Annotated in this window: 15 protein-coding genes, 1 tRNA gene and 1 pseudogene; 7 read left to right on the plus strand and 10 right to left on the minus strand. The window is 43.5% G+C overall.

What is annotated here, in order from left to right; translation table 11 throughout:
* Positions 1–29: 29 nt before the first annotated feature.
* Both DP114_RS29895 and DP114_RS29900 read right to left on the minus strand, forming a co-directional pair.
* A complete protein-coding gene (locus tag DP114_RS29895) occupies positions 30–452 on the minus strand; it encodes a KGK domain-containing protein (RefSeq protein WP_171977851.1) in 423 nt (140 codons plus the stop codon).
* A 443-nt stretch (positions 453–895) separates the two neighbouring features.
* Positions 896–2413, minus strand: coding sequence for a thioredoxin-like domain-containing protein (locus DP114_RS29900; RefSeq protein ID WP_171977852.1), 1518 nt, complete (start codon positions 2411–2413; stop codon positions 896–898).
* Positions 2414–2633: 220 nt separating this feature from the next.
* On the opposite strand from DP114_RS29900, the gene glsA reads away from it, so the two are divergent.
* Positions 2634–3548, plus strand: a complete 915-nt coding sequence (gene glsA / locus DP114_RS29905) for a glutaminase A (protein ID WP_171977853.1) — start codon at positions 2634–2636, stop codon at positions 3546–3548.
* A 29-nt stretch (positions 3549–3577) separates the two neighbouring features.
* Here the strand turns inward: glsA and DP114_RS29910 are convergent, their stop codons facing one another.
* Positions 3578–5176 (minus strand): hypothetical protein, encoded by a 1599-nt coding sequence (locus DP114_RS29910; RefSeq protein ID WP_172195392.1) that lies wholly within the window; start codon positions 5174–5176, stop codon positions 3578–3580.
* Between the two features lie 564 nt (positions 5177–5740).
* Between DP114_RS29910 and psaA the strand changes: the two genes are divergently transcribed.
* Complete coding sequence (gene psaA, locus DP114_RS29915) at positions 5741–7999, plus strand: photosystem I core protein PsaA (protein ID WP_169267054.1); 2259 nt, start codon at positions 5741–5743, stop codon at positions 7997–7999.
* A gap of 116 nt (positions 8000–8115) precedes the next feature.
* Positions 8116–10291 (plus strand): annotated as a pseudogene (gene psaB / locus DP114_RS29920) (photosystem I core protein PsaB).
* Positions 10292–10463: 172 nt separating this feature from the next.
* On the opposite strand, the gene DP114_RS29925 reads toward psaB, so the two are convergent.
* Positions 10464–11699 (minus strand): methionine gamma-lyase family protein, encoded by a 1236-nt coding sequence (locus tag DP114_RS29925; RefSeq protein ID WP_169266911.1) that lies wholly within the window; start codon positions 11697–11699, stop codon positions 10464–10466.
* 86 nt (positions 11700–11785) lie between these two features.
* Here DP114_RS29925 and DP114_RS29930 point away from each other — a divergent pair, with 86 nt between their 5' ends.
* From DP114_RS29930 to DP114_RS29940, 3 genes are all read left to right on the plus strand, one after another.
* Positions 11786–12616, plus strand: coding sequence for an acyl-CoA desaturase (locus DP114_RS29930; RefSeq protein ID WP_171977856.1), 831 nt, complete (start codon positions 11786–11788; stop codon positions 12614–12616).
* 230 nt (positions 12617–12846) lie between these two features.
* On the plus strand, positions 12847–13899 hold the full coding sequence (locus tag DP114_RS29935) for a fatty acid desaturase (protein ID WP_169266913.1): 1053 nt from the start codon (positions 12847–12849) through the stop codon (positions 13897–13899).
* Positions 13900–14088: 189 nt separating this feature from the next.
* The gene (locus tag DP114_RS29940) at positions 14089–15168 is read left to right on the plus strand and encodes a fatty acid desaturase (protein WP_171977857.1); all 1080 of its coding nucleotides are present in this window, start codon (positions 14089–14091) and stop codon (positions 15166–15168) included.
* Positions 15169–15300: 132 nt separating this feature from the next.
* Here the strand turns inward: DP114_RS29940 and DP114_RS29945 are convergent, their stop codons facing one another.
* The 6 genes from DP114_RS29945 to psbZ all read right to left on the minus strand — a co-directional run bounded on the left by DP114_RS29945 (position 15301) and on the right by psbZ (position 19830).
* A complete protein-coding gene (locus DP114_RS29945; RefSeq protein WP_171977858.1) occupies positions 15301–16401 on the minus strand; it encodes a fatty acid desaturase family protein in 1101 nt (366 codons plus the stop codon).
* A 185-nt stretch (positions 16402–16586) separates the two neighbouring features.
* Positions 16587–17852, minus strand: coding sequence for a glutamate-5-semialdehyde dehydrogenase (locus tag DP114_RS29950; protein ID WP_171977859.1), 1266 nt, complete (start codon positions 17850–17852; stop codon positions 16587–16589).
* A 4-nt stretch (positions 17853–17856) separates the two neighbouring features.
* Positions 17857–18264: a hypothetical protein gene (locus tag DP114_RS29955; protein WP_169266917.1), complete on the minus strand. Its 408-nt coding sequence runs from the start codon at positions 18262–18264 to the stop codon at positions 17857–17859.
* Positions 18265–18724: 460 nt separating this feature from the next.
* Positions 18725–18796, minus strand: a tRNA-Gly gene (locus DP114_RS29960).
* A gap of 105 nt (positions 18797–18901) precedes the next feature.
* A complete protein-coding gene (gene ribH / locus DP114_RS29965; protein WP_169266918.1) occupies positions 18902–19462 on the minus strand; it encodes a 6,7-dimethyl-8-ribityllumazine synthase in 561 nt (186 codons plus the stop codon).
* A 179-nt stretch (positions 19463–19641) separates the two neighbouring features.
* Positions 19642–19830, minus strand: a complete 189-nt coding sequence (gene psbZ / locus DP114_RS29970; RefSeq protein WP_169157030.1) for a photosystem II reaction center protein PsbZ — start codon at positions 19828–19830, stop codon at positions 19642–19644.
* 171 nt (positions 19831–20001) lie between these two features.
* Here psbZ and DP114_RS29975 point away from each other — a divergent pair, with 171 nt between their 5' ends.
* Positions 20002–22743, plus strand: coding sequence for a CBS domain-containing protein (locus DP114_RS29975; RefSeq protein ID WP_171977860.1), 2742 nt, complete (start codon positions 20002–20004; stop codon positions 22741–22743).
* Positions 22744–22748: the final 5 nt, after the last annotated feature.

Consider the following 22748-nt stretch of genomic DNA (forward strand, 5'->3'; position numbering starts at 1 on the left):
CCTACAGTGGTCATTATCTATCCTACTAATTATGTTTCCGATTGTATGATTTTACAAATTTCATCCATTAAAGATTCTTGCTCAGTCGGTTCATCAGGGCAGAATTCTAAACTTAATTCATTTTGATTATGGTTGATAACTGATATACATATCTTCATTTTCAGTTGTCCTTTTTGCCAGCCATATCCACCAACTCTAAGAATCTGACAATCTGTAACATAGTTATGTTGAATTTCCATTAAATTTATCTTCTTTTGCCCAATAGATAGTTTCCTAAAAATTTCCACCATTGAGACACCAGGATATAAACTTGTGTATTCATAAATATGCTGCTGTAACTTATTTCTGATTTCTTCCTCAATCACCTCTTTTAATCTACAGACTTTAAAAGAATCTTTTCCTATAAGTACAACGTCGTCCTCACATTCGAGTGGTGTAAAATTTTCATTCATAATTAACGCAAGTTTCAGTTGTAAACTCAGTCATTTAACCTCATAATTTAACCTGACTTCATAGTAGATTCTGCCAATTTTATGACATCAACAAAACTTTAGTCCTTGCTTTTAATTTCTCTGTGTATTTATGTGGTTTTCTATTCAAAAAATGACTTAGCTCAGATCTTGCACCATACTTTTCGTCCGCCAATAAATAAATTTCTTAGCTGAAAGTCTAAGTCCGTTAAAACGGACTGAGTAAATTTTCCAGGAGGCACTGCGTTGGGCGGGTTTCCCGACTTGAAGCATGTGCCGTTCCGTTTTAACGGACTTGGTTTATGAGCCACGAACTTTAGTTCTGGGCGTACTCAGCCGGAGGTGCAAGATCTGAGTTAGATCATGATAGTAAAATTACTTGTAAAAACTTCTTTGTAGTAATGACTAAAGTCCTCACCACCAACTTATGACTCATGTGGAACACATACATCTGGGGCGCACAACTTAGGAAACTTTAATGTTGTCACCGTTAGGGTATCCAAATTTACGCGACGGATAGCATGGTTATTCGTATCAGCAATAAACAAATCAGAACCCATCACACTCAGTCCAGAAGGTTCCGAAAAACGAGTGTTTTTACCTTCTCCATCTTGTAAACCAACGGAACCATCACCTAAGAGTGTTTGACAATCGCCAGTGTGGGGGTTAACGAGTTTAATTTTGTGGTTGTAAGTATCAGCAACCCATAACTGATTCTGGGTGTATTCTACTCCTAAACAATGCTGTAACCTAACATCGAAACCTTGTCCATCAACGTCACCAAAGCCAAACAAATCACCACTACCGCAAACGGTTCTTACTTGTCGTGGTTCAACCACTCCCACGCCACGAATAGAACTCACTTCACTGTCGGCGATATATAATTCTTGTCCATCAGTGGTGATACCACTAGGTTGAGCAAAAGTAGATTCAGTCAGTGCACCATCTACACAAGCTTCTGCACCAGTACCAGCATAAGTTTGAACCATGCTAGTTTCTAAGTCCATTTCCCAAATTTGATGAGAACCAGCCATTGCAATATACAAGCTATTTTCACATAGCTGTAAATCCCAAGGAGAATTCAGTGCTGTTTTTCGTGCACTACCAGAGTGAGGACGAATATTACGGCTTTGTTCACCTGTTCCCGCGATCGTTTCTACCACTTTGTTTTTCAAGTCAACTCGCCGCAGAGCATGATTTTCTGTATCCGCAACATACAAAATCTGATTTTGTTGATCAAATACCATTCCCTGTGGTGCGAAAAACTGAGCTTCACTAAAAGAACCATCGGTTAACCCAGATTGTCCAGTCCCAATTAAATTTATAATTTCCCTATCAAAGCTACTCATGACAATGCGGTGATGTCCAGAGTCAGCAATAAACAAACCTGCTTGTGTCGCCAGGACTTTACCAGGAAAAGCTAGAGGTGTGATTAATGGTTCTCGTTGTTTTTCTAAAGTCAGGTTGAGTTCTTGCAAATTAATCGTGCCTTTTTCTTGGTGTTGGCTAACTAACTTTTGAATGAGTTCGTCTAAAACTTTGCGATCGCCTTCACCAGACACATAACTAATTACGTAACCTTGTGGATCAATTATCATCAAAGTGGGCCAAGCCCGCACAGCATATTCTTGCCAAACTCGAAATCCACTATCTACTAAAACTGGATGTTCGATGTCGTAGCGGAGGATAGCTTGGCGGATATTTTCTGTTTCCTTTTCATTGTCAAATTTGGCACTGTGTACGCCAATAACTGTCAGCCTATCTTTATACTTTTGTTCGAGATATTTCAAAGTTGGCAAGATATGCAAGCAGTTGATACAACAATATGTCCAGAAATCTAAAATGACAACTCTACCCCTGAGTTCTCGAAGAGACAAAGGTTTGTCAACATTCAGCCAAGGATAATTTTGCGGTAATTCTGGTGCTCTGACACGCGGAATCATAAACAATTAAAAATTTTAAATTTTAAATTCAAAATTGACTGTTTTACAGTAAACGGCTGAAATTAAATATAAAACCTCACCCTGCCTCCGGCTTCCCTCTCCTTGCTATAGACGCTTTGCGGCTTCCCGCAGGGTAGGAGAGGGATTGAGGGTGAGGTTTTATCTTATATTTAATTACGCCTACCGACTTATTTCTAAATTGCATAATACAGTAGCAGTAATGGTTGGATTAAAAACACTAACGACTACTCAGTTATCAGCTTGGGTGCAACAAGCCAAATTATTAGCACATCAAGGACAAGTTGCTGAGCGTATTCCTCAATTAGCTTTGGCTAATCCCGATTTATTTGCAGTTCACATTTGCTGTAGTTCGGGAGAAACTTACAGCCAAGGCAATACGGATTGTGTTTTCCCTCTCATGAGCGTGATAAAGCCGTTTTCCCTTTTGTATCTACTTGAAGTTGTAGGAGCAGAAACAGTTTTTCAGTGGGTTGGATTTGAGCCATCGGATGCTCCCTTCAATTCTTTAGAGCAACTAATCGCTGACAATGGACGACCTCGTAATCCTATGATTAACAGTGGCGCAATTACCCTTGCCGATAAGTTACCAGGAAAAGATGCGATCGCTCGCACTCACGAATTGTGTCATTGGCTAAACCAAGTTGCTGGTTGTCACCTCAAGTTGGATGAAGTTATGCTCGCTTCTGTGCGCTCAAGTAACTCCCAAGCTAATCAAGCCATTACGCAATATCTTACAAAAGCAGGTTCTGTAAAGAATCAAGACATTGCCCTTGACACTTATGAACAAATATGCTGTTTTTCTAGTCAAGTGAAAGATTTAGCCCGTCTGGGTTTGCTTTTAGCGTGTGACAGCGAATGGATCAAACCGCAGCATCGCCGTATTGTCAACTCGCTGATGTTAACTTGTGGGTTGTATAAAGCTTCTTCCCAGTATGCTTTACAGATTGGTTTGCCAATCAAATCAGGTATCAGTGGCGCACTGTTGGCGATAGTACCAGGTGAAGGAGCAGTTGCTTGCTACAGTCCTGCTTTGGATAGTACAGGTAATTCTGTAGGGGCGATCGCCTTTGTTCAAGCTTTATCCCAAGGTTTACAGTTGAGTATATTTGGGTAGCAGTCCAAAACTTGAACCAAAACTTTAAATTATTGTGCCTGCTGAATTTCCTCGCTTTGCTTTTCGGGTGTAGGCGTCACCTCTGATTTGGGTTCGGGTGTGGTTTGTAGTTGCGGCACAATTGTTTCTGGTGCAGGGGACTCAATAATCTCCGGTAAGGTTGTAGGTGAGTCAGGTGTTGTTTCAACTGGTGCTTCTGGAGTTGCTGTTTTGTATGGCTGACGCTTGAAGTAGCGACTGAATCTCGATAGTCCTTCTGAGTGAGGAACAACTTTTTTTGGTACGGGCGTTAACTCAGGTTCTGGTTGTGGAGTCTCAATAACCTCTGGCAAAGTAGGAGACAAGCTGGGAGTTGGTTCAACTGTTGGTTGTGGAGTAGGTATTTTATCTGTCCGACGCTGGAAGCGATTAAAATAGCCTGCTGATTTCGGTTTTTCCTGTGTTTGAGGTACTGATCCAGATTCAGGAACAGGCGTTTTTTCTTCCTTTAGTTGTGTTTGAGGTGTTTCTTCAACGCTGGGCGTTAAGGTTGGGGTAGGTGTCGGTTCAGGGATGGGTTGCGTTTCAGGTGTTCCTTTAACGCTGGGCGTTAAGGTTGGGGTAGGTGTCGGTTCAGGGATGGGTTGCGTTTCAGGTGTTCCTTTAACGCTGGGCGTTAAGGTTGGGGTAGGTGTCGGTTCAGCAGTTGGAATTTCAGTAGTATAATTCTGGTCTACAATGCTGCGAACTTGATCTGCTGACAGTTCTCCTCTGACAATCTTAGATAAAGTGTCTTTCCCATTGGGTTCATAGGTAATCAGTCTTACTGTACTGTTGAAGACATTTTTTACAGGGTTTCCCTGTTCATCGAGAAACTCAAGTTTTACCCAATTTTTACCTGGCTTAAAGCCTTTGAGGTAAACGGATTGCCAGCGATCTAAAACAAAGCTTTCATCATTAATTGTGCAGCGAATGCGCCAATCTGCTATGTCGTCATCAGGGTTTTCTGTGGCAACTAGATGCAATGGAGCGTTTGTAAGGTAAAAGTCCAGTAGAATTGGTTCTGCGCCGTAACTGCCTTTGGGATGAGTGTATGTTAACAGTGGCTTGGCTGGCTCGGGGTTGTTGTCGTCAGTTTTGGTGACGACGTGAAATTTTGTTTGAGCGTAAGCACCTTCATTTTTAAAGCTTTCGTCCCAAGGACGAGAAGCAAAAACACGCAGGGTATGAGTACCTGGTGGCAAGTCTGGCAAAACCAGGGGATTATTTAGGTTATATACAGCTATTAATGGTTCATTATCGAGAATGACCTCTAAATGAGGACCAAGCTCTAGTTTTGGATCTTTATATATGGGTAAGTCTTTTACCTGAAAGCGAACAGTGACTGTGTCGTCTTGAAGGATTTCATCCTGTTTAGGAGTCACTATTGTTACTTGTGGCTGATAAATTTCCAAGGCTGAGCGCAGTTCTTGGATTGTTGCTGGAGGGGAAACTTCTGAGATTTGCTTTGAAAGCTGGGCTTTTTCTTGCAAGCTGTTATACGGTTCCTGGCTAACGGCTTTCTCTCCACAACTGGTCAAACTTAATATCAGCACTGATGCCATCAGCAATCTGAGCATAGCAGTTGCGGTCTTTTGCCACAAGTTCATGCGTTTCACCCAGTGATACTCCTATTACGACTGACTGAATAATTTTGGCTCAAACTGTCCACTGGACACTATAGCCCAAATGGAGATTTCTTCGTAGATCGTGTCCAAATATAAAAATGTCATTTTTACTACATTAAGTTTTTAACTTTTTTTCATGAACTTTTCATCATTTATAGTAGACGTTTTCTTGGTTAATTGTATTAAATCATATTAATTTTCGGATGAAATACTTAAAAAAGAAAGTTTTGTGGTAGAAGCATTCATTTCAAGAATTGTAACCATTTGTAAAAAAAATGGATAGACTATTGACTTTTTGTCCAATATTTTTGCGGTAAAAAGCAGATGAGGCAATAGATTTCCCGATTTTGAATTATTGTTAAAAGATCTGTAACCATGTACAACAGAAGCCTTTATAATTCAACGAGAAACCAATAACCACAAAAAGGTCTTCGTCGCAGCTCCAGTCATCTATTTCTGGAAGAGGCGACTAAGGTGAACTAAAGCCCGAAAGATACTTAGGTGGTGTTCAATGATTCCTCAATCCAGATAAAGAGAGGAGGTCGAATGACAATTAGTCCTCCAGAGCGAGAGGAGAAAAAGGCAAGAGTCATAGTCGATAACGACCCGGTACCCACTTCATTTGAACGATGGGCTAAACCAGGGCATTTCGACAGAGTTCTAGCCAAAGGTCCAAAAACCACAACATGGATTTGGAATCTACACGCGCTCGCCCACGACTTTGATACACATACAAGCGATTTAGAAGACATATCCCGCAAGATATTCGCAGCACACTTCGGTCACTTAGCCGTAGTGACCATTTGGCTGAGCGGGATGATATTCCACGGCGCTCGCTTTTCAAACTATGAAGCTTGGCTGAGCGACCCCCTCAATATCAAGCCAAGTGCTCAAGTTGTTTGGCCAATCGTTGGTCAAGACATTTTGAATGGAGATGTCGGTGGCGGTTTCCACGGTATTCAAATCACGTCCGGCTTTTTCCAAATATGGCGTGGTTGGGGTATCACGAACTCATTCCAACTGTACTGCACTGCAATTGGTGGTTTGGTATTAGCAGGCTTATTCTTGTTTGCCGGCTGGTTCCACTATCACAAGCGGGCTCCTAAGTTGGAATGGTTCCAAAATGTCGAGTCAATGCTCAATCACCACTTAGCAGTATTGCTAGGTTGTGGTTCATTGGGCTGGGCAGGTCACATCATCCACGTATCCTCACCTACTAATAAGTTGTTGGATGCGGGAGTGGCAGTAAAAGATATACCGTTGCCCCACGAGTTCATTTTGAACAAAGACTTGTTGATTGAGCTGTATCCCAGCTTTGCCAACGGTATAGCGCCTTTCTTCACTTTGAACTGGGGTGTTTATTCAGACTTCCTCACCTTCAAAGGTGGTCTGAACTCAGTCACAGGTGGGTTGTGGCTCACAGACAATGCCCATCACCACTTGGCGATCGCGGTATTGTTCATCGTGGCTGGTCATATGTACCGTACCAACTGGGGTATCGGTCACAGCATCAAAGAGATTCTTGAAAACCATAAAGGTCCCTTCACTGGTGATGGTCACAGAGGTCTCTACGAAAACTTGACCACTTCCTGGCATGCTCAGTTAGGAACTAACCTTGCTTTCTTGGGTTCCTTGACTATCATCATCGCCCACCATATGTACGCGATGCCTCCGTATCCGTACTTGGCGACAGATTATGCAACCCAACTCTGCATCTTCACTCACCATATGTGGATTGGTGCCTTCCTGATCGTTGGTGGAGCGGCTCACGCAACAATCTTCATGGTGCGGGATTACGATCCAGTGGTAAACCGGAACAACGTGCTGGATCGTGTGCTTCGCCATAGAGATGCAATCATCTCTCACCTGAACTGGGTATCTATGTTCCTGGGCTTCCACAGCTTTGGACTGTATATCCACAACGACACGATGCGTGCCTTGGGTCGTCCCCAAGATATGTTCTCTGATACCGCAATTCAGCTGCAACCAGTGTTTGCTCAGTGGATACAAAACATACACACTGTAGCACCAGGTACAACAGCACCCAATGCACTAGAACCAGTAAGCTACGCCTTTGGCGGTGGTGTTCTGGCTGTAGGCGGCAAAGTGGCGATGATGCCCATCACACTAGGTACGGCGGACTTCTTGGTTCACCATATTCACGCCTTCACGATTCACGTTACCGTTCTGATTCTGCTCAAGGGCTTCCTGTTTGCCCGTAGCTCTCGTCTAATTCCAGACAAGATGAACCTGGGATTCCGCTTCCCCTGCGATGGTCCAGGTCGTGGCGGTACATGTCAGGTATCTGGTTGGGACCACGTGTTCCTTGGTTTGTTCTGGATGTATAACTGCATCTCGGTTGTGATTTTCCACTTTAGCTGGAAGATGCAATCTGATGTCTGGGGAGTTGTAGACGCAGACGGTACTGTGTCTCATATCACTGGTGGTAACTTTGCCCAAAGCGCTCTCACCATTAATGGTTGGCTGCGTGACTTCTTGTGGGCACAAGCTGTACAAGTGATAAACTCTTACGGTAGTGCGCTCTCAGCTTATGGTCTGCTCTTCTTGGGAGCTCACTTTATCTGGGCATTCAGCTTAATGTTCCTGTTCAGCGGTCGTGGCTACTGGCAAGAGCTGATTGAGTCGATTGTCTGGGCACATAATAAACTGAAAGTAGCACCAGCAATTCAGCCCCGTGCTCTGAGCATCATTCAAGGTCGGGCTGTTGGTGTAGCTCACTACCTCTTGGGAGGAATTGCTACTACCTGGGCGTTCTTCCACGCACGAATTCTTTCACTGGGCTAAAAATCAGCTCTTATTACAGTAGTGAGTTTTGAGTTTTGAGTTCGCTCAAGACTCACTACTCATAACTCAAAGCTCTAAGAACCTGATGGCTGAAGGTCAGAGGACTTATCAAACCTATGGCAACAAAATTTCCAAAATTTAGCCAGGATCTAGCACAAGATCCGACTACGCGTCGGCTGTGGTATGCGATCGCAACAGGAAATGACTTTGAAAGCCACGATGGCATGACAGAAGAAAATCTTTACCAAAAGATATTCGCAACTCACTTCGGTCATGTGGCAATCATCTTCCTGTGGGCATCGAGCCTGCTGTTCCATGTAGCCTGGCAAGGTAACTTTGAACAGTGGATAAAAGATCCTCTGCATATCCGTCCAATCGCTCATGCAATCTGGGATCCGCACTTCGGGAAACCAGCAATAGAAGCCTTTACCCAAGGTGGGGCGAGCTATCCAGTCAATATCACCTACTCAGGCCTTTACCACTGGTGGTACACCATTGGTATGCGGACGAACAATGAACTGTATGTAGGTTCAGTATTCCTGCTGCTGTTAGCATCATTGTTCCTGTTTGCAGGTTGGTTGCACTTGCAACCGAAGTACCGTCCGAGCTTGGCTTGGTTTAAGAGTGCAGAACCACGTCTGAACCACCACCTAGCAGGTCTGTTTGGTGTGAGTTCTTTGGCTTGGACAGGTCACTTAGTTCACGTAGCAATACCCGAATCTCGCGGGTTTAGCACCATTCTTTACGGGAAATTGGGCAGCTTACGCGAACAACCCTGACACAGCAAACCATGTGTTTGGCACGTCCGAAGGTGCAGGAACAGCAATTCTGACATTTTTGGGTGGGTTCCATCCTCAAACCGAATCGCTGTGGCTGACGGATATGGCTCACCACCACTTGGCGATCGCGGTAATTTTCATCATCGCCGGTCATATGTACCGGACGAACTTCGGAATTGGTCACAGCATCAAAGAAATGCTCAACGCCAAAAACTTCTTTGGCAGCAAAACCGAAGGTCAGTTCAATTTGCCTCACCAAGGACTGTACGACACGTACAACAACTCGCTGCACTTCCAGTTGTCGATCCACCTGGCAGCACTGGGAACAATCACGTCCTTGGTAGCGCAGCATATGTACGCGATGCCTCCTTACGCATTCATCGGTAAGGACTACACAACGCAAGCAGCTTTGTACACTCATCACCAATACATAGCTGTGTTCATAATGCTGGGTGCATTTGCTCACGCAGCAATCTTCTGGGTACGTGACTACGACCCAGAGCAAAACAAAGGCAACGTACTAGACCGGGTACTCAAGCACAAAGAAGCAATCATCTCGCACTTGAGCTGGGTGTCGTTGTTCTTGGGCTTCCATACCTTGGGTCTATACGTCCACAATGACGTAGTGGTTGCTTTCGGTACACCCGAAAAGCAGATCCTGATTGAGCCAGTGTTTGCACAATTCATTCAGGCTTCTCACGGAAAAGTGCTGTACGGGTTGAACACCTTGCTGTCTAATCCAGATAGCGTTGCAGCAACTGCTTGGCCTAACTACGCGAACGTTTGGTTACCAGGTTGGCTGGATGCAGTCAATAACACGACCAACTCGCTGTTCTTAACTATTGGTCCTGGTGACTTCTTGGTTCACCATGCGTTTGCTCTGGCGATCCACACCACAGTTCTGGTACTGGTAAAAGGTGCTTTGGATGCGCGTGGTTCCAAACTGATGCCCGATAAAAAGGACTTCGGTTACTCGTTCCCTTGCGACGGTCCCGGTCGTGGCGGTACTTGCGACATCTCGGCTTGGGACGCTTTCTACATGGCCACATTCTGGGCACTCAACACTGTAGGTTGGGTGACGTTCTACTGGCACTGGAAGCATCTGGGTATTTGGCAAGGAAACGTCGCACAATTCAACGAATCTTCAACTTACCTGATGGGCTGGTTCCGTGATTACCTGTGGGCGAACTCGGCTCAGTTAATTAACGGTTATAACCCCTACGGCATGAACAACTTGTCAGTGTGGGCTTGGATGTTCCTGTTCGGACACCTGGTTTGGGCGACAGGATTCATGTTCCTAATCTCTTGGAGAGGTTACTGGCAAGAGTTGATTGAAACTTTGGTTTGGGCACACGAGCGTACTCCTTTGGCGAACTTGATTCGCTGGAAAGACAAGCCCGTTGCCATGTCCATCGTTCAAGGTCGTCTGATTGGTTTAGCTCACTTCAGTGTGGGTTACATCTTGACCTACGGAGCATTCCTGATTGCCTCTACTGCTGGTAAGTTTGGTTGATGTAGTAGACTAAGCAAATACTTGTAGATAGGTAAGAAATCTCCTGCTTTCGGGCAGGAGATTTTTTTGTGTTGGAGTTTCGAACCAACAAACTAAAGATAGACTCATACCAATTTGAAAAAAGAATGCGACTCCAAAATCTAAAATCCCAAAAGGTATAAGGTGGAAAATCCTACGTATTCGCTTTTCCCACAGCTTCTATGACTGCTTCTAAAGCTATTGCTACATGAGTCCAATGGGTTCCGCCCTGGCAATACACCACATACGGTTCCCGCAATGGACCATCAGCGGAAAATTCAGAGGTGCTTCCCTCAATAAAGGTCCCGCCAGCCATAACCACCTTAGTTTCATAACCAGGCATTTCATCTGGAATGGGGTCAAGATAAGAACCAATAGGTGAATTTTGTTGAATGGCTCGACAAAAAGCAATGAGTTTTTGGGCAGAACCTAGTTTAATTGCTTGAATAACATCCCGACGCTTGGCAAACGGTGCTGGATTGACTGGGTAACCGAGTTTGTCAAATACATAACCCGTGAGGTGAGTCCCTTTCATTGCTTCGCCTACCATTTGTGGGGCGAGAAACAGTCCTTGATACAGCAGGCGATTTTGGTCAAAAGTGGCACCTCCGTAACTGCCAATTCCTGGTGCTGTGAGGCGACAAGCAGCAGCTTCTACTAAGTCAGCGCGACCAGCAACATAACCACCAGCAGCAACAATTGTACCACCGGGGTTTTTAATCAACGACCCTGCGATTAAATCAGCACCAACATGGGTAGGTTCTTGAGTTTCTATGAATTCGCCATAGCAGTTATCGACAAAGCAAATTGTGTTAGGATTTTGCTGCTTGACTAAGTGGATAATTTTTTCAATTTCCGCTATAGATAGGCTAGGACGCCAAGAATAGCCACAAGAACGCTGAATCAACACTAAACGAGTGTTATCCTTTACCGCATGGCTTAAAGCTTGCCAATTTATAGTTCCTTCTAGAGTAAGATCTAATTGTTGGTAGCAAATGCCAAACTCAAGTAGTGAACCTTGACCTTGACCTCGTAATCCAATGACTTCTTCTAGAGTATCGTAGGGTGCACCAACCACCGCTAGCATTTCATCACCAGGACGGAGAACACCAAATAAAGCACAAGCAATTGCGTGGGTTCCTGAAACAAACTGTACTCGTACAGCAGCCGCCTCAGCGCCCACCACCTCCGCAAAAACTCGATCTAAAGTTTCTCTGCCGAGATCATCGTGTCCGTATCCAGAGACACCGGCGAAGTGGTGTGCCCCAACATGATTATGGCGAAAAGCATTTAACACTTCTTTAAGATTTTGCTTGACCTGAGCGTCAATTCCAGAAAAAATTTGTAAGAGTGCTTCTTGTGCTTCACGCAGCTGTTCCGAGCTATTCATTAGTTCCTCTTTTAAGAAAACATAAAAAATTTGCGGATTTTTAGATCACGCGGATTAGGCTTGACAATTCCTATTCAGGTTACTGCATGACAATTGCTACATCCACAAAATCCCAACTTAATTGGCTGCATATCACATTTTTCGCAGGTTTGCATGTCGGAATTTTGTTTGCCCTGTTTCCTAGTAACTTTAGCTGGAAAGCATTCGGTGTATTCTTGTTTCTCTACTGGGTGACTGGTGGCTTGGGTATTACCCTAGGATTTCACCGCTTGATCACCCACCGTAGTTTTCAAACTCCCAAGTGGCTGGAGTATTTCTTGGCTTTTTGTGGGACACTCGCTTGCCAAGGAGGACCAATCGATTGGGTAGGAATGCATCGTATGCACCATTTGCACTCTGATGAGGAGTTAGATCCCCACGATTCCAATAAGGGCTTCTGGTGGAGTCACATGGCTTGGATGTTTTATCATTCACCAGCTTTCGCGGACGTGCCTCGCTTTACTAAAGATATTAAGGACGACCCATTTTATCAGTTTCTGCAAAAGAATATGATTTTGATTCAGGTCGCGCTGGGTATAGTCCTGTTGCTCCTGGGTGGTTGGTCGTTTGTCGTTTGGGGAGTATTTGTTCGCTTGATCTTCGTGTGGCACTGTACTTGGTTTGTCAACAGTGCTACCCATAAATTCGGCTATCGTACTTATGATACAAGCGATCGCTCCACAAACTGCTGGTGGGTTGCTTTACTAACCTATGGTGAAGGCTGGCACAATAACCACCACGCCTATCAATATTCAGCTCGCCACGGGTTGAAATGGTGGGAAATTGACCTAACCTGGATGACTGTTCAATTGCTACAATTACTGGGTCTAGCTACAAATGTCAAGCTGGCACCACAAAAAGCAGTCAGCAGTCAATAGTCAGCAATTCTTATCTTATTTAATGTTCAATTTTGAATTTTGAATTTTGAATTTTGAACGACTTATGCTCCCCCGCTTCTCAAAGACTACTTAAGCATCAGCGGGGGTTTCTTGTAGGTGCGGTGGGGTACATTAGATTGCTATAATCCAAGACGCAAATATAAGAAAACTTTGCGACAGCCACTTGTTTAGTGATTTGGTAGTGAGGTTTGTTGTCTTTTCAGGTATTCATGACTACATCAACAATCGAAAGCCACGAGTCAGCTCATGAGCTTGGTAATTCCGACCTTAAGCTAAAAGATATTATCAAAAGCTTGCCACGAGAATGTTTTGAGCAGAATCGCCGCAAAGCCTGGACAAAAGTTCTGCTCAGTGTTTCGATGGTCTGCCTGGGCTATTTCAGCTTGATCATCGCTCCTTGGTTTCTCTTACCTCTAGCGTGGATTTTTACGGGTACTGCTTTAACCGGTTTTTTTGTCATCGGTCATGATTGTGCTCATCGTTCATTCGCTAAACGTCGCTGGGTCAACGATTTAGTGGGACATTTGATAATGATGCCGTTGATTTACCCGTTCCACAGTTGGCGTATTCAGCACAATTATCATCACGCTCACACTAACAAGCTGGATGAGGATAACGCTTGGCAGCCCATTTCCACAACACTTTATGAAAGTTGTGGAAAAATTAAGCAGTGGGGTTTCAAGGCGTTTCTACGGTATCGATTGTGGTGGATAGGCTCAATCATTCACTGCGGAGTTTTACACTTTAATTGGTCTTTATTCCAGAAGAAAGACCAAGCAAGTGTGAAGTTTTCTGTGGCTGTCGTCGTGCTTTTTGCTGCGATCGCATTCCCCATCCTCATCGCCACAACCGGGATCTGGGGATTTGTGAAATTCTGGCTGCTTCCGTGGCTGGTTTACCATTTTTGGATGAGTACCTTTACATTGGTTCACCATACTGCCCCGGACGTTCCTTTTGTGGCAGAATCTAAGTGGAACCAAGCCATAGCACAGCTAAATGGCACAGTTCATTGCGATTACCCCTCCTGGGTAGAAATCCTCTGCCACGATATTAATGTCCACGTCCCCCATCACATTTCAACTGCTATTCCTTCTTATAATTTGCGGATGGCTTATGGCAGTATCAAAGAAAATTGGCAAACGTATTTGCATGATGAGTGTCGGTTTTCCTTTTCTTTAATGAAGCGAATTACAGATCAGTGTCACCTGTATAGAGCCGATAGTGGCTATCAGTCTTTTAAAGACTATTTTGCAGGACGATAACCTCATAGCTTTAAGAAATAGATTCTGGCAATTCTGTAAACACAAATCTTGTTACGAAAATTGCCAGATATCACTCAGCTGCTTTACACTTCCAAAACTTCGGGATACCCAAACCCAACGTAATGCAATTGCAAAGTTTAAATGACTTTCCTTCAACAACTTCTTGTTTGACTCCAGTAAAAAAATCAAGTGCAATCAAATATTATCAAGTTAAATAATCCTCATGACGTTGAATCTCTTGAGGATACAACCAAGCTGCCCTTCACGCTTCAAGATTTGAAAGCTGCAATCCCATCTGAATGTTTTCAGCCCAATGTCGGGAAATCACTCTTCTACTTTTTTCGTGACATCCTGATTATCGGTTTACTTTATGCAGTTGCTCATTATCTAAATTCTTGGTTCTTCTGGCCAATTTTCTGGGTGATGCAAGGAACGATGTTTTGGGCTTTGTTTGTCGTTGGACATGACTGCGGACACCAATCTTTTTCTAAGAAGAAATGGCTTAATGATTTGATTGGACATCTTTGCCATACACCGATACTTGTTCCATATCACGGGTGGCGAATTAGCCATAGAACTCACCACAAAAATACTGGTAACCTCGATAATGATGAAAGCTGGTACCCACCAACAGAGTCAAAGTACAAAGTGCTGAATTGGGTACATGATATAGGTCGAGATTACTTGTTTTTATTAGTTTATCCGGTGTATTTGTTTACTGGTAATCCTGATAAACGAGGCTCTCACTTTTTACCTAGCAGCCGATTTTTCAAACCCTCAGAAAAATGGGATGTCATCACCAGCACCACACTCTGGACTTTAATGGTAGGTTTGCTGTTGTTCTTCACCTATCAATGGGGTTGGATGTGGTTGTTGAAATACTACGTTGGACCTTATCTTGTCTTTGTCATTTGGCTAGACTTAGTCACATATTTGCACCATACTGACCCGGATATTCCCTGGTATCGTGGAGAGGATTGGACTTTCCTCAAAGGTGCTATTTCTAGCATTGACCGTGATTACGGTTTTATCAATCACATCCATCATGATATCGGTACTCATGTTGCTCACCACATCTTCCTGAACATTCCTCACTACAATTTGAAAAAGGCAACTGAGGCTATTAAACCAATTATGGGTGACTATTTCCGCAAATCTGATCTACCCATTTGGACTGCATTACGCCGTTCGTCCAGTAGCTGTGGTTTTGTTCCGGAGACTGGAGGAAAAGTTTACTATATATCCAAGAAAAAATTAGCTAAAGGCTAACAGAAACTGAAGAGTGAGAAGTTCATGAAAAACTCCCCACTCTTCATTTCATAACTTTGCTATTAATGCTTATCCAAATTTGCGTTCAATTACAAAGAAACTGGGTTTCTAATTAGACGCAGGATGTGTATTTTATAAAGCAGTGCTTTCCTGAGGCGAAGTACCCATTAATTTCAACCAACGAAAGTTCGCAACAAGTGCTTCTCCAAATGTTGGATACACACTGTATGGAACGCCAAAATCAACACAAACTTCTGCCAAGATTGGAGCTATTTTCGGATAGTGAATATGACAAATTTGGGGAAACAAATGATGAACAACCTGATAGTTAAGACCACCCAAATACCAATTTAAAAAAGTATTCTTTGGTGCAAAATCAACTGTTGTTTTGACTTGAGCTATTGCCCATTCATCGTCAATATCGTTTGACTCAGGATGTGGTTGAAGAAACTCTACTGGAGCGAGAACATGAGCTAACATGAAAACATTGCAAATCAGCAGCCCATAGGTCATGTAAGCAATGCTAAATCCTACAATTACTTGTAGGGGAGTATATCCCACGGCAATTGGTATTCCTAAAAATAGTCCCAGCCAAATGACTTTACCCCCTAACAATATGAGCATTTCCAAAGGCTTGGGCGTAGGAATGATATGCTCATGATATTTGCGCTTGAATAAAGCCAGATGGATATCAGCAGCAGACCAATAAAACGGAATAATTGTATAGACCAGTAAAATGAATAAGTGTTGGAATTTATGATACCATCTCTGTTCCATATATGGAGACATACGCAATAATCCATCTCCATGTATTTCTACATCATGTCCTAATATATTGGTATATGTATGATGCAGATAATTATGACGAAATCGCCACAAATAACTGGATAAACCAATCACATCATAAGTTAAACCAAAAATAGAATTTACCCATTTGCGACTAGAATAACCACCATGATTGGCATCGTGCCCTACACTAAAACCAACGCCAGCAATACCTAATCCTAGAAGAACACAGCCAAATACCTTCATCCACATTATCGGTGGACCAAAAAGAGTAAATGTCCAAGCAGAAATGACCCATCCCAAGATAATTGCACTTTTGAGGTACATTGCGAGATTATCGCGCTTCGCAATGTTCTGTGATTCAAAATAAGCGTCAACTCGTTTATTGAGTTCCTTTCTAAAACCAACGTTCTTGGCAAACGTCACTCTCGTTTGTGTCTGTGTCATAAAAACTAATCGTTCAAATGAGCTATGAGTTGGCTTGAAAAAGTTTGCTATCAGGCAAAAATCCAAGTGACGTTGCTCAGATAGAAACACACAAGCCAAATCATCTCATTGTGGCAGATTATGCCAACTATCTACCAGAAAAAAAGAGAAATTTTCCAAATAAGGACGAAACCTTGTGCGTATGATTAAAATCGTCCATTCCCCTGAACAATATGCTTAACAGTCGTCAGGCTTTCTAAGCTAATCAATCCGCGTCGATGACCTTTTTGGTTGGACATCCCGAGAAACACCGCATCTCCTCGCGACGGGTTTCTAGAAAAACGTGGAGAAGCGTTGATGTAGCTAGAGGCACTATTCACACCCAAGGCAAACTGCCGACTTTCCTGGTAAGATTCAGTAACAATACAGTCAGCATGACCGCTGCTGTACTGATTAATCCAGGCGATCGCAGCCTCTAAACTATCTACCAATTTAAAAGCAATTGTCTTGGTTAAATAAGCGTTTCCCCATTCTTGTTCTTTAGCTAACTGTAACTGAGGAAAGGATTCAACCAATTCGGCATCTCCCTTAATTTCAAACCCCTTCTCCTTTAAGCTATTCCACAATGTCAGTAAAGAAGATGGCAAGGCTTGTCGATGAATCAGTACTTTTTCAATTGCGTTCACCGGATCTGGTTCACTTTGATGGCTGTCTATAATCAGCCAGCGCACCATTTCTAAGCTACCATTCGGCGACCAGTAAAGGTAACAGTTGCCCATAGCTGATTTGAGAACTGGGGCGGTGGAGTGGCGCACCACTTGCTGTATCAAGTTAGAACGTCCATAGGGAATCACTAAATTCAAGCATTGGTCTTGCGTCACTATATCCCGTATGGAACTTCCTTCTTCTGGTGTTATCAGCTGTAAACAACCTAGTGGTAAACCAACTTCAGTCACAGCACTCACCAGTGCGTCGGCGATCGCCGCGTTAGAATTACTAGCTTCAGTACCCCCTCTGAGGATCAGACTGTTGCCTGTTTTTATACACAATCCTGCTGCGATCGCTCCCAATTCTGGAAACGCCTCATAAATAAACGCAATCACACCCAAAGGCATTAACTGTGTATAACTCTGAGAGTCATCTAGTTGATAATCAGCATGTCTGACTCGCCGCAGTGGATCTGATAATTCTCCCAAACGCTGCAATATATCTACCGCCATTTCCAACCGTTTGGGAGTCAGCTTCAGCCAATCGAGAATTAAATCTGGCACCGCCATTTCTCGACTCGCTTCTAGATCCAAGGTGTTTGCTTCTAGAATGTCGTCAAATGAAGCTGCCATCGCCTGTGCCATCGCTAACACAGCACGACTTCTGTCTACTCCTTTTGTGCTTCCTAGCTTTAGAGCAGCTTGATGAGCGCGTCTTGTGCGCTCAACTGGTTCGGGGCTAAGATCAAAAGCATCCACTGTCATTCCATTATCGCCTGTAGGTGAGCCATACCATCAGTGCTGGCAAAATAGCCAACAGCACCGCCACCATTGCCCAAGCAATAATGCCGTAACCATTTGCCAATCGTAGTGCCAATGGTAACCATATAATCACTAGCACGAAAATAATCCCAAGCGCTACAGGCAAATAGCTTTCTCCTAATCGAGGATGGACAACTTGCCAACTATTCCCTTTCCAGCGCCAAGCCCGCTTGTAGGGATAGGTAGTGGAAAGTTGCTCCAGTACATAACCATTATCTTCCACCACGAATATCTGCTGACAGCGATTGCAACCAAATGCTTCCGTCAGCGTAATAGGAATCAACTGCCCCCGCCGACGACAGGGACACGGGTATTCACTATTGAAGTCAATTTTGTCTGCTTTTTGAGGTTGCACAAGCGAACTTTTTACTTGAGCGTGTTTGCCAATAGCTGTGAAAATAGCATTCCCTGATTTACGTTATCAGGCAAGCTATTTTCCCATGAACTTTCTTTATAACATTAGCCAGTCTGGCTTACTCTTTTTTCTGGACAGATTTTCTTGAAATTCAGTGGTAGTACAATTATATCACTGAACTACACTGATAATAGCCAGCTATCATAACTGAATAAGCATAAAGACTAAAGTGAATTTTCTTTTCACTTCAACCTTTATTCTTCAATATCGCCTTAACATCAGTATCAATTCAATATTTTTTATAGTATGATACTAACCACTGTACATATCTTTTTATAGAGTAGCGCATCTTACATCATTTTTTTCGCTACACTTAATTTTTTTTCTTAATTATAAGTCATATATATTGGCATTTTACTGCAGTTATTTGCCAAAGTTTTATCTTTATATTTATTTTCAAAGCGGGTAACGCGATTCGAACGCGCGACATTCACCTTGGCAAGGTGACGCTCTACCACTGAGCTATACCCGCAAACTCCACTCTTACTACTATCTCATAGTATGCATTCTTTGTCAACACCTTTTATTTGTTTAGTAGTTAGTAGTTAGCCACTAACCACTAACTACTAATCACTGACTATTCTGCAGACAGCTGTCCTACGCTGGCACTTTTCAGCGATGCTGACGAGAGAGAATGACCAGAAAAAGGCTCTGTGAGGTTTGAACGTAATTGCCGCATCAAACTAGCCATTTCTAAAGCACTCATGGCGTAATCCCAACCATGATTACTTTTAATGCCAGCACGTTCTAAAGCTTGCTGCATGGAGTCCACTGTTAAAATGCCAAAAACCACAGGAACACCAGTTTGAAACGCAGCAGCAGCAATTCCTTTAGCGACCTCAGAAGAAACGTAATCAAAATGAGGTGTTTGTCCTCGGATCACAGCACCCAGACAAATAACCGCATCATAACGACCAGAGACTGCCAATTGGCGAGCCACAACTGGAACTTCAAAACTGCCTGGTACGTAAATGTAGTCTACCTGAGAGCCGTTAGGATTGACATCAATACCGTGGCGTTTCAAGCAATCTTGACAACCTTCCACCAGCTTGCTAGTTACAAGGTCATTGAATCGACCAATAACAATTCCAAACCGCAAAGGTTCTGCCTGAGTAAAAGTTCCCTCAAAAACTGCCATAACCGCCTCTCATTCATCTATACTTCTTGCCAATATACATTCCTCTTGATAGATCCAACCAAAAATAGACGCAGCCACACCACAGAGGGAAAATACTCTTCACTCTCTGTAACGTACCTGCGTCTGTAATATTTGTCAGTTTTTATGCGATTTGCCTGCGATACTCTTAAAGTAGTTGGTTAAACGACGAGAAAGTTTAACGCCCCAACGACAAGCACTAAAATGATCCAAGCTCCTGAACCAATCCACAGCAGTTTTCTAGATTCATTCCAGTTCTGTGGAGTCGCATAGGCAACAGGAACGCCAATGACCAGAACAAAAGACAGCGAAACCAGAGCTAATAAAGCCAGTTGGAATATAAAAGTCATTTTCCCTTCTCCCGAAACAGCAAACGAGTTACAAAAGATAAAATATTGTGCAGGTGAACACCGACAGTTTTTCCTTATTTGTTAAGCTAACAGAAAATTGACACATTTTAGTCATTTGTCCTTGATCCTTTGTGCTGACGATTAATGACTCATGACCGATGACTGATAACTATGGATTTAATTCTGTGCCATACAACAGCTGATTTTGACTCACTAGGAGCCGCAGTAGGACTGACACGCCTGTTACCTGGAAGTAAGATTGTGTTGAGTGGCGGTTCTCATCCAAGCGTAGGAGATTTTTTGGCACTGCATCGGGATGAGTATCAGCTGATGGAACGACGTTCGGTTAATCCCGACGAAATTCGTTCTTTAATTGTGGTGGATACGCAACAGCGCGATCGCATCGGCAAAGCTGCTGAGTGGTTAGAGCTACCCCATATTAAGAAAATTATCATTTATGACCATCACCAAGAACAACTTGGGGATATTCCCGCTACAGAAATAAACATTTCCCCTGTTGGAGCGACAACAACTCTAATTGTCGAGCAATTGCAAAAACAACACATTTCCCTGACAGCCGCAGAAGCAACTGTGATGGCATTAGGTATCCATGTGGATACTGGCTCTCTGACATTTGACTACACTACACCACGGGATGCCCTAGCCTTGGCTTGGTTGATGCAACAAGGGGCAAGTTTATCAGTCGTGAGTCAATATGTTGATCCTGGTCTTTCTCCCCAATTGCAACAACTCTTAAAGGTGTCGCTGGAAAAAATACAACATATATATATTAGGGGAAATAAAATTGCCTGGGTCAATTTGAAAACAGATAATTTCGTACCAGGATTGTCAAGTCTTGCCTCACAGTTGGTAGAGTTAACAGAAATAGATGCCTTACTGCTTTTCAACGAGTATGCTCTAGCAGAAGGTGAATCACGCTTGACAGTGATTGGGCGTTCCCAAATTCAAGGAATTCATCTCAATGAGTTATTCCAACCCCTGGGTGGCGGTGGACATTCCCAAGCAGCATCGCTGAACTTAAGAGGCGTAAACTCACAAGAAATTTTAAACCAACTCCTTGAGGGGATAAAAGCAACAATTCCCTATCCTCCTATTACCCGAGACTTGATGTCTTCCCCAGTTCGCACCATTCGTCCAGAAACCACAATTGCGGAAGCGCAGCGCACTTTATTACGCTACGGACACTCTGGTTTGTGTGTCGCTGATGCCCAAGGACAACTACTAGGTATTATTTCCCGACGAGACTTAGATATTGCCCTACATCACGGCTTTAGTCATGCTCCCGTTAAAGGTTACATGACAGTCAACATGAGGACAATTACCCCAGAGACGACACTGCCAGAAATCGAGTCAGTGATGGTGACATATGATATCGGACGCTTGCCAGTATTGGAAAACGGGCAGTTAGTCGGAATTGTTACACGTACTGATGTTTTGCGGCAATTGCATCAGGAACAACAGAGGGGGAGAGGGAAAGAGGAACAGAGTGGAGGAGGGGGACAAAAAAATATTAAATCTCCCACTCTAGAGGAATTACATTCACGGCTTGCACCGCAGTTGTGGCAATTGTTAACTAAAGCATCACAAGAAGCAGAAAAACGCGGTTGGCATCTTTACCTTGTTGGGGGAGCAGTACGCGACTTGCTACTTGCTGAAGAAGCTTCTGGCACTTTATTGATTAAAGATATTGACTTAGTCGTTGATGGTTTTCACAAAACAGCAGAAGTGGGTGCTGGTGTGGAACTGGCAAAAGCACTACAGCAACTTTACCCAACAGCACGTTTAGAAATTCATGGGGCTTTTCAAACTGCAGCTTTGCTGTGGCATAAAGATCCAGAATTAGATTCATTATGGGTAGACATTGCCACTGCTAGAACAGAATTCTATCCTTACCCCGCAGCAAATCCTGAAGTTGAGGCGAGTTCGATTCGTCAAGATTTGTATCGCCGAGATTTTACCATCAACGCAATGGCACTGCAACTGACGCCTCCCCGCGCTGGTGCATTACTCGATTTTTTTGGCGGGTTGCTTGATTTACAGGCAAAGCAAATTCGGGTGTTGCATGCTAACAGCTTTATTGAAGATCCCACCCGCATCTATCGCGGTGTACGCTTTGCTATGCGGCTCGGATTTCACTTAGAGCCTCAAACAGAAGAATATATCCGCTATGCTATCAACAGCGGCGTTTACGATCGCACCACCCGAGAAAATAGCAAAACCCCAGCACTGCAAACTCGACTGAAAACGGAATTGAAACATATCCTAGAAGCCCCCTACTGGAAGCCAGCTTTGCAATTACTGGGAGACTTGGGAGCTTTGCAGTGTATTCATCCCACCCTCAAGATAGACGAGGAACTTCTGGGGCAATTGCGTTTGTTAGAACGTTGTTTACGACGCTTTGACTCTCAGCAAACCCTCATCCACTGGCAAATGCGCTTGGAAGCTCTCATTGCCCACTTAGCAGCAGAATACCGAGGACATGTGGCAAAAAATCTGCAATTGCCCGAAGATAGCATCAACCGGTTATATTGCATTGCACAACATCAACAAAAAGTCAATAAAAATATCTCCTCTTTGGAAGCAGAGGGAGGAGTGGATGAGGTACGTCCCAGTCAAATCGAACAGTTATTGCGTCAGTACGATGTACCAATGCTGATTTTAATCGCTGTGCAAAGTTCAAGAGGTGTCAGGCGTAAGATTTGGCAATATTTGACTGTTTGGCGTAACATTCAGCCCATTTTAAATGGAAATGATTTGAGGAAACTGGGATACAAACCAGGACCCCAGTATCGGCAAATGCTTAATGATTTACTTGCTGCTACGTTGGATGGAGTTGTTTGCAATAGGGATGAGGCTGAGGAGTTTTTGGCGAAACATTATCCTCAGTTGTGAAAATA

Source organism: Brasilonema sennae CENA114 (genome assembly GCF_006968745.1).
In the GTDB taxonomy this organism is placed as follows: domain Bacteria; phylum Cyanobacteriota; class Cyanobacteriia; order Cyanobacteriales; family Nostocaceae; genus Brasilonema; species Brasilonema sennae.

Coding starts and splice junctions, on each gene's coding strand:
- DP114_RS29895 (WP_171977851.1), bottom strand. CDS start 452: ATGAATGAAAATTTTACACCACTCGAATGTGAGGACGACGTTGTACTT.
- DP114_RS29935 (WP_169266913.1), top strand. CDS start 12,847: ATGACTACATCAACAATCGAAAGCCACGAGTCAGCTCATGAGCTTGGT.
- ribH (WP_169266918.1), bottom strand. CDS start 19,462: ATGGCAGTTTTTGAGGGAACTTTTACTCAGGCAGAACCTTTGCGGTTT.
- DP114_RS29910 (WP_172195392.1), bottom strand. CDS start 5,176: ATGAACTTGTGGCAAAAGACCGCAACTGCTATGCTCAGATTGCTGATG.
- DP114_RS29950 (WP_171977859.1), bottom strand. CDS start 17,852: ATGACAGTGGATGCTTTTGATCTTAGCCCCGAACCAGTTGAGCGCACA.
- psaA (WP_169267054.1), top strand. CDS start 5,741: ATGACAATTAGTCCTCCAGAGCGAGAGGAGAAAAAGGCAAGAGTCATA.
- DP114_RS29925 (WP_169266911.1), bottom strand. CDS start 11,699: ATGAATAGCTCGGAACAGCTGCGTGAAGCACAAGAAGCACTCTTACAA.
- glsA (WP_171977853.1), top strand. CDS start 2,634: ATGGTTGGATTAAAAACACTAACGACTACTCAGTTATCAGCTTGGGTG.
- psbZ (WP_169157030.1), bottom strand. CDS start 19,830: ATGACTTTTATATTCCAACTGGCTTTATTAGCTCTGGTTTCGCTGTCT.
- DP114_RS29900 (WP_171977852.1), bottom strand. CDS start 2,413: ATGATTCCGCGTGTCAGAGCACCAGAATTACCGCAAAATTATCCTTGG.
- DP114_RS29930 (WP_171977856.1), top strand. CDS start 11,786: ATGACAATTGCTACATCCACAAAATCCCAACTTAATTGGCTGCATATC.
- DP114_RS29975 (WP_171977860.1), top strand. CDS start 20,002: ATGGATTTAATTCTGTGCCATACAACAGCTGATTTTGACTCACTAGGA.
- DP114_RS29945 (WP_171977858.1), bottom strand. CDS start 16,401: ATGACACAGACACAAACGAGAGTGACGTTTGCCAAGAACGTTGGTTTT.